The 12,465-nt window shown below is 56.6% G+C and carries 1 protein-coding gene; it reads left to right on the top strand.

Going from position 1 to position 12,465, the window contains the following annotated elements; translation table 11 throughout:
• The first annotated feature begins 388 nt into the window (after positions 1-388).
• On the top strand, positions 389-12,430 hold the full coding sequence (locus tag J2I46_RS16110; RefSeq protein ID WP_207330059.1) for a hypothetical protein: 12,042 nt from the start codon (positions 389-391) through the stop codon (positions 12,428-12,430).
• Positions 12,431-12,465: the final 35 nt, after the last annotated feature.

Below are 12,465 nucleotides of genomic sequence, written 5' to 3'. Positions count from 1 at the left end.
GACAGATACTTGTTTAAAGTGCATAGAAGGCTTTTGCTAGGTTGGTAGATATACTCTGCTGTAAATCATCCTGTTGATTAGTTAAACAGCGTAGTAATACACTTACAAAAAAGTAGCTGGCATAGTAGTTGGAGCGTATATATCGATACGCGCTTTTTATCCAGCTTTTATGCGTAAATACGGTTATCTGATACAGATTATTTTTATAATTATACGACTGGCTATCAGTGCGTTACTCATTACGGGTCCGTACTTGGCTCAGGCACAGACAATAGAGATATGCAACAATGGCATAGATGATGATGGTGACAAACTAATTGATTGTCAGGACCCTGATTGCCCGGAGTGCGATCGGTTCCAAAGCTGTGTGCAGCCCAACACCTGCTACATGCCGCCTATCTGGGGGGTGCCCAATGGCGGTGGGGCCGATGTGTACGGATCGCAGGATCTGGTCTTGTCAACATCTGCCCCGTATACAACCGTCACCATTCGAAGCGCCGACGGTTCATACACCAAAACAGTAGCCGTAACCTCTACCGGAGCAACGATAGTGTCGTTACCCCTGTCGGTAGTGATGTCCGATCAGGTAAATACGAAGGAACTGAATAAAGGGTTGATTATTACTTCTGGCGAACCGGTACAGGTTACCTATCGGCTAACGCCGAACCTCAACCAGGATATCGTACCACTGAAATGCCGTGCTGCGCTTGGATACGCTTTTTATGCTGGCAGCCAAACCAGATTGAGCGGCAACAATATCGTCAATGAGCGCCATTTCGTATCGGTTATGGCCACGCTTGATGGAACCTCCGTTACCTTCAACAGCCCGATCGACCTTGAAGGCCACCCGGCCAATGTTCCGTTCACCATCACATTGAATGCGGGCCAGACGTATATGGTCACGTCGAAAGTGATCAACAACGGCGCCAGCACCGAAAACAAATCGGTAGCAGGTACACTCGTTACGTCTGACCCCGATCATCCGATTGTTGTTAATTCGGGCTCTCAACACACCGCCCAGCCGTATAGCAGTAACCGCGATGCCGGTATTGATCAGCTGGTGCCCGCCCGTACGGTAGGTACCGATTACGTGGCCGTGCATAGCCTGAATACCGCCGCAAACTCGGATTATGTGTTCGTGGTGGCCATTGAAAATAACACGACCGTTACTATTTCCGGCCCAACAACCGTGGCGGGTACGTCGTCGGTATTGGCAACAACAACTTTGCAGGCGGGCCAGGTATACACCTACAACCTGCCCAATGCTGCCCAGAACCGCGCGTTCTACATAAAGACTGGCAAGAAGGCGTACACATACCACGTATCGTCGTATGCCCAGAACGAATTCGGAATGGGCCTGCTACCGGCCATCAACCCCTGTAATGGCAGCAAACGCATTGATTTTTTCCGGACAACAGCCGTTTCCAACGATCAGGCTCTGGTCACGATTCCGTCGTCGGGTACGGCTAGTTTAACATTCCGGGGGCAGCCATTTTCCGCTTACGGAACCGTCATCGACCGCATTACGGTCAACGGAGTTCAGCAAAGTATCATTAGCTTCCCAAACAGTTCTATTGCGTCGGTTGATAACGTCAACACGTTGACGTCGACCGAGCGTTTCCATGTCGGTGTGGTTTCCAACACGGGTGGTGCTTCTACAGGAAATTACGGGTATTACTCCAATTACGAAGCCCGTGTCGATGTCATCAACGGCCAATCTGGCCAGCCCGACGATTTTATTACTGTAGCTCAGGTGACGGTAGGTAGCCCCGTTGATTATTGCCTGACATTGACCAGCTGCGGAAATACCAATACGATCAAGAGTATCTTACCGGGCAAGTACACCAAATCAGCGACGTTCAACGGCCGGCAGTGCATCACCTATACAATGAGCACAACGGCCCCAATTTGCGCCCGTGATACTATCCGGGTGATTGTGCAGAACGAGTTAGGGCGCGAAGGACAGGTTTGTCTGGAATATGTCAATAATAACAACGATCTGATAGTCAGTATACTGTCTAGTTCATCGATTGTCTGCCAGCCAACAGGGAGTGTCTCGCTGACTGTTGTGCCTATCAGTTCGGGCGGAAATTTTCGGTATGAATGGATCACGCCGGATAAGCAGGTACTGACAACAAAGATCCTTCAGGGCGCAGTGCCGGGGCGTTATCTGGTCAGCGTCAGCGATGGTAATACTTGTACCGATACAACCTCGATTGTTGTGAAGGCCGATACGCCCACGGTGAAATTTACAGGTACGTCGGCTGGTAGTACGTCATTTTGCGCGGGTACGTCGGTGCCATACACGCTGTCGGCCAGCGCAGGTACGTATACCTGGAGCGCTACGAACGGAACGATCACGTCGGGTGGCGCGCCGACCAGCCAAACGGCTACGGTACGCTGGGGCTCGGCCGGAACGGGTACATTGCGGGCTGTGGTAACGAGTGCCAATGGCTGTACGGCAGCCGTAACGCAGACGGTGGCTCTTCAGGCCGCGCCGGTCTTATCATTTTCTGTACAAAATGCCGCCTGTTTCGGTCAGGCAACGGGCTTGGTCAATCTAACGCCCAGCGGCGGTACTACGCCATACACCTACCGCTGGAGCAACGGAACGACGAGCGAAGACCTTACCAGCGTTACATCGGGGGCCTACTCCGTAACGGTAACCGACCGGGGGGGGTGTATTGCGTCGGGCAGTGCCACGGTTGGTCAATCCACAACGATCAGCATTGCGTCGAGTGTCACAGGCGTGTTGTGTAACAGCCGGAATACAGGGGCAATCAGCCTGTCGGTGTCGGGTGGTGCACCGTCATATCGCTATTCCTGGACTAACGGTGGCAGTACGCTGGCTGCGACAACGCCTGCTATGACGGGTATTACGGCAGGTACGTATGGAGCAACAGTAACGGATGCCAATGGCTGCGTGGGTAGTCTGACGGTGGTGGTAACGCAGCCTCCGGCCATTACCCTGGCCCTGACCCAGCAGGATGTAGCCTGTACGGGGGCAGCAACGGGCAGCATCAGCCTGACGGCTACCGGAGGCACAGGCGCATTCACGTATAAATGGACTGGACCAACAGGTATCGGCACCACTACCAAAGATCTGTCGGGCCTGGTGGCAGGCACCTATTCCGTCACGGTAACCGATGCCAACGGCTGTACCGCAACTACCTCGGCCACCATACAGCAACCACTTGTACTGGCGCTTTCAACCACCCGCGTAAACCCGGTCTGTAATGGAGCCGGTACCGGTAGCATCGACCTGAGCGTATCGGGAGGAACGGCTGGGTACGTCTACCGCTGGGTTGGTCCGCTGGGTACCGGGCCAACCACACAGGATTTGTCGGCGCTGGTGGCGGGCACATACTCTGTCACGGTGACGGACGCCAGCGGTTGCCAGAGTGTAACGGCGGTAACGTTAACGCAACCATTGGCCGTATCGGTCAGTGTTACTCAACAGGATGTTAGTTGTTTTGGCGGAAATAACGGTAGCCTAAGTCTGTCTCCGGTGGGCGCGACAGCCCCATTCACCTACGCATGGGCTGGCCCGGTGGGTGCTGGCGCTGCAACCCGGAATCTCGCCTCGCTGGTGGCTGGTGCGTATTCAGTGACCGTGACGGATGCCAACCAGTGTAGCGTAGTGCAATCCTACTCGATTACCCAACCTGCGGCTCTTTCGTTGACGGCTGTCAGGCAGCAGATTGCCTGTAACGGAGCCTCTTCGGGCAATATTGACCTTACGGTGTCTGGAGGGAAAAGCCCTTTCCTGTACGCCTGGAGCAACGGTGCTACCACGCAGGATATTATGACATTACCGGCCGGTAGCTACTCCGTTGTGGTGACCGATGCCAACAACTGTGTGGTTACCCAGACCTTTAGCCTGACGCAGCCATCCATTATACTACCTGCTCTGGCTAAACAAAACGTGGCCTGTAACGGAGCCGCCACTGGCAGCATTACCCTGGCCCCAACGGGGGGCACCGGCGCATACACGTACCTGTGGATGGGGCCGGTCAGTAACGGAGCCACCACGCAAAACCTGACCGGCCTCGTTGCTGGCACGTATTCAGTGGTTGTCACGGATTTCACTGGTTGTACGGCCACGGCTTCGGCGATACTGACCCAGCCAACGGCAATTACGCTGACAGCGGCGGGCCAGAATCCCGCCTGTTTCGGAGCCGACAATGGCGGTATTGATTTAACTGTATCGGGTGGAACATCGGCGTATTCCTACCTATGGGCCGGCGGACAAACAACGCAGAATCTGTCGGCGCTGGTGGCTGGTGCGTATTCGGTAACCGTGACGGATGCCAATGCCTGTCGGGCCGTTTTGAGCACGACACTCACGAACCCACCCGCGCTTAGCGTCGTTACGGCGGGTCAGAATCCGGCCTGTTTTGGCGCATCAACAGGGAGTATAGGCCTAACAGTCGCTGGGGGAACGAGGGCCTATACATATCGGTGGAATACGGGTGGTACAACCGCCAGCATATCCGGGCTGGTGGCTGGCACCTATTCGGTGACGGTAAGTGACGCCAATTCCTGTTCGCTCGTGCGGTCAGTTACGCTGACGAATCCGCCTGCCCTGACGCTAACGGCAACAAAACAGAATCCAGTATGCTTCGGTACGGCTACCGGTAGTATTACCCTGGCTCCGGCGGGTGGAACGGGCACATATACGTACCTGTGGACAGGCCCGGCCAGCAACGGCGCAACGACGAAAAACCTGACTACTATCCCGGCAGGGACGTATCAGGTAACGGTGACCGATGCCAGTGGCTGTAGCCAGACGCTGACCACCACCCTGACCAATCCGCCGGCGTTGACGCTGGCGCTGGCACCGGTGTCGGTAGCCTGTAACGGAGCTGCCACCGGGCTGGTCAGCCTCACAACCACGGGCGGAACAGGTACGTATACCTACCGCTGGAGTAACGGGTCAACCAATCAGTTGCTGGCAGCCGTAGCGGCGGGAGCCTATTCCGTTACGGTGGCTGATGCCAACGGGTGCGTAGCGCAGGCGCAGGCAACGTTAGGGCAACCACCCGCGCTGACGGTATCGTTGCTTCTGCGGCCGGTTTCCTGCTTTGGCGGAGCCGATGGCGGCGTTGGTCAGCTGGTGCAGGGTGGAACGGGCGCGTATTCGTACCGATGGAGCAATGGCAGTTCAACATCACTGTTAGCGGGTATTACGGCCGGAACATACTCGCTGACGGTCACCGATGCCAACGGCTGCACGGGCACGGCTACCACAACCGTTACTCAGCCAACGGCCCTTTCTCTGACGGCCACGACTCAGCAGGTGAGTTGCTTCGGCGGTGTGAATGGGGTTATCAATGCAACCCCGTCGGGTGGTACTGCGCCGTATTCATTCAGTTGGTCAGATGGTAGTTCTGCCGAAGACGTGTTGGGACTGACCGCCGGTACGTATTCGCTGACCGTCACCGATGCTAATGCCTGTTCCGTTACGATCAGCCGGTCGCTGACCCAGCCCCCGGGCCTGACGGCAACGCAAAGCCATACCAATGTGAGCTGCACAAATGGTGGCAATGGTGCCATTGATCTCACACCCGGCGGGGGAGTAGCGCCATATACGTACTTATGGAGCACCGGGGCTACCACTCAGGCTCTTTCCGGACTGACATCGAATACCTACACCGTTACCATTACCGACGCCAACGGCTGCCAACTAGCTGCTTCTGTGCCCATTACTCAGCCTATTCCGCTCACGATCCAGCCAGATCCGTCGCTGGTGCTGTGTAATGCACAACCCGCCAGCGTTGTTACTGATACCCGCGGCGGCACGTCGCCGTATAGTTACCGATGGAATACGGGTGCCACAACAGCATCGGTCTACGGGCTGTCTGCCGGGTCGTATTCGGTAGTGGTAACGGATGTGAACGGCTGTACGGCCACCACGTCGGCTACGATTGTGGAGCCACCGCCGTTTGGTGTTGCGGCCAGCGTAACAGCCGTAGCCTGTAATAACCAGTCGACCGGGGTTATTTCGCTGAAAATCGAAGGAGCCACGCCGCCTTACGCGCTCACGATGACCAACGCCGCCAACACGGTAGTGAGTAATAGCACACTGACCACGGGGTTGCCGGCCGGTTCATACATTATTAAAGTGGTTGACAGTAATAGTTGCGTACAAAGTACCACCATCGCCATTACCGAGCCCCCCGAACTGACGCTGGCGGCGCTGGCAACCGATGTACTTTGCTACGGCGATCAGCAGGGCGTTATTAGCCTGACGGCTACGGGGGGGCGAATGCCCTTTGCGTTTGCCTGGGCTGGCCCAATGGGAAACGCTACCACACAAAACCTGACCAACCTGTCGGCCGGCAGCTATAGTGTGGTGGTGACCGATGCCAATGGCTGTACCGCCACCACCACCCGAAGCGTAACCCAGCCGCCCCTGCTGACCCTGGGCGCCAGTTATGACGACGTGACCTGTTTTGGCGGCAATGACGGACAAATCACGGTTTCACCAGCGGGAGGTACGTTGCCCTATTCGTATTCCTGGACGGGTCCGGTGGGAAACAATCAGACAACAGCAACGCATAGTAACCTGATTGCGGGCGTGTATTCGGTTACGGTGACCGATGCCAATGGTTGCTCCGATGAGCTGCGCGTCACCATCGCCCAGCCCTCGGCTTTGTCTGTGGCGGTTTTTGCCGACAATCTGACCTGTTTCCAGAACGCGTCGGGAAAGATTGAGCTGGCGGTTGCTGGTGGCACGTTGCCCTATGCTTATTCGTGGGCCGGACCAACAGGTAACGGCGCATCGACCCAAAACAGGTCGGGTCTGGCGGCCGGCATCTATTCCGTAACGGTTACCGACGGGCATGGTTGTTCGGAAATCAGATCGGTAACCCTAACCGAGCCCGCTTTACTGACGCTCACCAGCACAACGCAACCGGTTGTTTGTTTCGGCAATGCAACCGGCAGTATCAGCCTCACCGTTTCGGGCGGTACCGGCCAGCCCTCCTTTGCCTGGAGCGATGGCGGAACGACAAAAGACCGGTCAGGCTTGATAGCGGGTGCGTATTCAGTCTCCGTAACTGACGCCAACCAGTGCGTAGCCAGTCAGTCGTTCACGATCACACAACCACCGGCGCTGACCTCGGCCGCGAGTAGCCTGAGCGTTGCCTGTTTTGCGGGAACGACCGGTAGTATTAACCTGACAGCTACGGGCGGTACTGCACCTTATTCGTACAGCTGGAATGATGGCTCAACGCTCCGGAACCGGGCCGGGGTGGCTGCCGGGAACTACCTCGTTGTGGTGACCGACGCCAACGGCTGTCAGACAAGTAACAACGTTACGCTGACTCAGCCAACACCGCTTGTGGTTGCTCTGACGCCAGTACCCGCCCGCTGCTTTGGGAGCGCCGATGGAAGTGTAAGCGCCAACGTACAGGGAGGAGCACCAGCCTATACCTACGTCTGGGCTACCGGCGCAACGGCATCGTTGATCACCACCCTCATTGCAGGTACGTATAGCGTGACAGTAACAGACGCAAACAGTTGTACGGCTCAGGCCCTGGCTACTGTACTGCAGCCAACGGCCCTGACGATCACTGGTGCTCAAACAAACATTCTCTGTAACGGAGGCACCAACGGGCAAGCCAACATCACCGCTTCGGGCGGTACCGGCCCGTATGTGTATCTGTGGACGACCGGCGCCATGACCTCAGCCATCGACAACGTACCTGCGGGTGTTTACACCGTTACAGTGACCGATGCCAATGGCTGTGTGCAGGTCAATTCGTTTACGCTGACGCAGCCGCCGGCGTTGTCGGTAGCTGTATCGGGTACGAACATCAGTTGTTTTGGCGGCACAAACGGTACGGCCAGTCTGACCGCCAGCGGGGGCGTTGGGCCATACACGTATCAATGGATCAGCCCATCCGGTGCACGATATGCGGCGCCGGAAATCAGTGTATTGCGGGCGGGCGTGTATTCGGTCACGGTGACAGATGCCAACCAGTGTTCAGCCCAGACAAGCCTGACCTTAACCCAGCCCGATGCCCTGACAGGACGCCTCAACGGCCTGCCGATTAGTTGCTACGGCGGGTCAGACGGTCAGCTTGCCGCAATTGTAGGCGGAGGTACCAGTCCATACGCATATAGCTGGATGGATGTTGGGTTGAGTAGCCCCAATCGGATGGGACTGGCCAGCAATACCTACGCGGTGAATGTCACGGACGCGCAGGGCTGTCGCCTCACGCTGATTGAATCATTAACCCAGCCCATAGGCGTTGTGCTTATGATGCACGTTGTGCCTCCCCGTTGTAACGGGAGTGCCGATGGGATTGTATCGGCTACGGCGCTGGGAGGAACCCCGGCCGTGGGTACAGCCGCCTACAGATATAGCTGGGATACTGGCATTGACGCGCAGACACTTTCGTCGTTACAGGCAGGGACATATGCAGTAACGGCTACCGACGCTAACGGGTGTACGGCAACCGTTTCGGCGCTGGTTGACGAGCCCGCGAGCCTGACCCTGACCGCTACGACCGTAGATATCCTGTGTTTCGGTGGAAAGAACGGCCAGATAAACATTGATCTAGCCGGGGGTACGTTGCCTTACTCGTATGCCTGGGCTGGCCCGGCCAGCAGCGGCGCGTTTACCCCGACTCTAACGAATTTACCGGCCGGTGTGTATTCCTTAACCGTGACAGACGCCAATGACTGTGCGCTGGTGCGCTCCTTTACCCTAACGGAACCTCCGGTATTATCGTTGGTTACCAATACTCAAAACGTCGCCTGCTTCAACGGTTCAGCCGGAACGGTCAGCCTGACGGCGGTGGGTGGTGCTCCGGCCGGGGGCTCCGAAGCCTATGAGTTTGTCTGGAATACCGGCGCACGAACCGCTGACCTGACTGCTCTTCCGGCGGGCGTGTATTCGGTTACGGTGACTGATGCCAACCAGTGTACGGCTACTACCAGCGTAACGGTAACCCAGCCGCTGGCCTTATCGATCAACGCGGCAGCGACCAATATTACCTGCTTTTCCGGTGCCGATGGGGCCATCAGCCTAACAGTGGCCGGTGGTACGCAGCCATTTAGTTATAGCTGGACCGATGGGGCGACCGAAGCTGATCGCAGCAGTTTGAGCGCCGGTTTATATCAGGGGGTAGTGACCGATGCCAACGGCTGTCAGATTGCCCTTGCCCGAACCCTGACCCAGCCGGATTTGCTACGACTACAAATCAATATGGCCGACGTTAGCTGCTTTGGCGGGTCAGATGGAGCCTTATCGGTTGTTGTTACTGGCGGCGAAACACCCCTGTCGACTAACCAACCCTATACGTATCTGTGGACCGGTCCGACGGGCGTTATCGGTACGTCGACCTCGTCGGTAACTGGTTTGGTGGCGGGCACCTATATGGTCACGGTTACCAACGCGAGCCAGTGTAGTCAGATCATCAGCGCAACCATCGGTCAGCCTTCGGCCATGTCGGTTACGGGTACCGCCACACCAGCCTCCTGCGCGGGCGGGCACGATGGAGCCCTCAGCCTGACAGTTATGGGGGGCACTCCGTTATATGGCTATGCGTGGGCTGGCCCATCGGGTAATGGCGTAACAACGCCTGACCAAAGCAGTTTGGTGGCGGGGCTGTATTCGGTAACGGCTATCGATAAGAATGGATGCTCGGCCCAACTGTCGCTGTCCGTTACAGAACCGCCGCAGTTGACAATCGCGATGGCAATGCAGAATAACCGGTGTAACGGCGATACCACCGGCCGGGCTGAGGCCACTGTGACGGGCGGTACAGGCCCTTACAGCTACACCTGGACTGGCGGCGAATCGACCACGGCCTTGAGCACAACTAATGTGCTTCAAAACGTAGTGGCAGGCTCCTACACACTATTCGTGGCTGATGCCAATGCCTGTCGCGATACGATCACAATCACGCTGACGCAACCCCTTCGAATAGCGGTCGAAACCAGTTTGACCCACGTCAGCTGTTTTGGCGGTGCCGATGGCGCAATCAGGTCAACGCTTACAGGCGGCACCCCCGGCTCCACAAGTCAACCGTATAATTATACCTGGAAAACCAGTTCGCTGGGCATTTTGCCCACTACGCCAACCCAGCAGGGATTATCGGCAGACGCTTATGTGCTTCGGGTGACCGATGCCAATAATTGCCCCGCTGAATTTGTTGTCAGTATTGGTCAGCCTGATGCCCTGAGTATGACCGGGCAGGTTAGCCCGGCTCGCTGCTTTGGTACCGCCGACGGCGCTATTCGTGTAACGGCGTCGGGTGGAAAAGAACCGTACAGGTACGTATGGCAAAACACCACAGGTACACAGGTTGCATCGACATCGATTCCCAGCGGGTTGGTGGCCGACATATACAGCGTAACCTTGATCGATGCCAATGACTGTTCACTGATCCAGTCGTATACGGTTACGGAACCACCGGCCATGAGCATCACCGGCACTAGCAACCAGGTTGCCTGTTTTTCTGGTGCCGATGGTACCATCGGCCTGACCGTGGCGGGAGGCATACCCGGCCCGACGAGTCAGCCGTACACATACGCCTGGAGCAACGGCCAGTCTGCCTCTACGCTGGCCGGTCTAACCGCAGGCGCGTATTCTGTCACGGTAACAGACGGTACTTCCTGTAGCACAACCAGCTCGTTTACCGTTGGTCAGGCAACATCATTGTCGGTTGTTAATATCATAACGGATGCACACTGTTTTTCAGGTACAGATGGGCGCGTGAGTCTGACAACCACGGGGGGCACCCTGCCTTATTTATACTTGTGGAGTACAGGCGCTTCCACGTCTGCCATCGATGGGCTGACTGCCGGGGTATATTCAGTCAGCATTTCTGATGGGAATGGTTGTTCAATTCAAACGTCATTCAGCGTATCGCAGCCCATGGCGTTAAGCATGTCGGCCACGATACTACCCGTTTCCTGCGCTGATGGCCACGATGGAAGCGCCAGTCTGACGGTTGTCGGAGGAGTGAATGCCCCCAACGAACCGTATACCTACGCCTGGAGTAACGGCCAGTCTGTTTCGGGCGTTAGCGGGCTTAGTGCAGGTACGTATTCGGTTACGGTAACAGACGGAAATGGCTGTACGCTCGCCAGGGCACTGACAGTTACAGAACCTGTTGCCTTAAGCCTGGCCGCCAGCGTAACAGATGTTCGTTGCTTCTCCGGTACGGATGGTACGGCAAGTCTGACGGTGAGCGGAGGTACGTTGCCCTACAGCTATTCGTGGAGCAACGGTCAGTCAACGTCCCTGCTTAGCGGACTTTCGGCGGGCCTGTATAGCGTTATGGTCGTGGATGGGAATGGCTGTTCAATGGTGAGTGCGCTGACGGTGAGCCAGCCTGCTGCCCTTTCGCTGATAGGTCGCCAAACCAACGTAAACTGTTCGGGTAGTGCCGATGGCACCATCAGCCTGACTATTTCCGGAGGTACTTCCTCGTCAGGTACGTTCCCCTATACTTATGCCTGGGTCAATGATGATGCCAGCTTCATGGCCTCAACATCTATGGTTTCGGGCCTGGCGGCGGGGGCTTATTCTGTTACGGTCACCGATGCCAACGGCTGTAACCAGACCGATCGGTTCGTGATTGAGCAGCCCGATCTGCTTACCGTTTCGGGGTTGCCCACGTCTGTTTCCTGCGCGGGGCAACCGGCTACGGTTACAACCGAAGTGCGCGGTGGCGCAGGGCCTTATAGCTATTCGTGGAGTAATGGCACAACCACCGCTACGGTCGTGAGCCTGACCGCAGGTACGTACTCGCTGACTGTGACCGACACCAACGGGTGTACCGCCAGTGCGGCTATTTCGGTAGTACAACCGCCACCGTTTGGCGTGAATGCTATTGTGAAACCGGTTATCTGCAATGGATCGGCCACGGGCAGTATCAATGTGACCCTTGAAGGTGCCACTCCAGGACCAGCGGCTCAGCCGTACAGCTATTCGTGGAGTACGGGTGTTGTAACAGAAGACCTGGCTAATCTGGCAGCAGGTACGTATTCACTGACTGTTACTGATGCCAACGAATGCCGCGAGGTTGTCAGTTTTACGCTGACACAGGCCGATGACCTGACCCTCACCGCACAGGCAAGCGCCCCGAATTGCAGCGGACCAACGCCCCGGCAGGACGGGCAGCTGTTGCTCACGAATTTTGATTCAACCTGGCGCTTTGCCATTTCGGAAGGAGAACGGTTTACCGCCGTTATTGCCGATCCAGGTACGTTGCCGGTTGTTCCTGCCGATGGTGTGTTGCGACGAGATCTGCCTAATCCCGGCAGGGTTACAGGGCAACCGTACACTGTGCGCATCTACACGCCCGACGGTTGTAGCAAAGACCTGACAGTGATCTTACCCCCAGCAGATTGCGTTTGCAAACCCGACATCTGTGCCCCCGTTCGCATTCAGAAAACGAAGGGGCGATAAATGCAATGAAGGATACAAGCACAGGGGACTATGAA

The sequence above is a fragment of the Fibrella forsythiae genome, assembly GCF_017353175.1.
Classification (GTDB): domain Bacteria; phylum Bacteroidota; class Bacteroidia; order Cytophagales; family Spirosomataceae; genus Fibrella; species Fibrella forsythiae.
This window is presented reverse-complemented; position numbering and strand designations above follow the sequence as displayed.

Bases quoted from the DNA above. Each gene is read 5' to 3' on its own strand.
- J2I46_RS16110 (WP_207330059.1), top strand. From the start codon at position 389: ATGCCGCCTATCTGGGGGGTGCCCAATGGCGGTGGGGCCGATGTGTAC.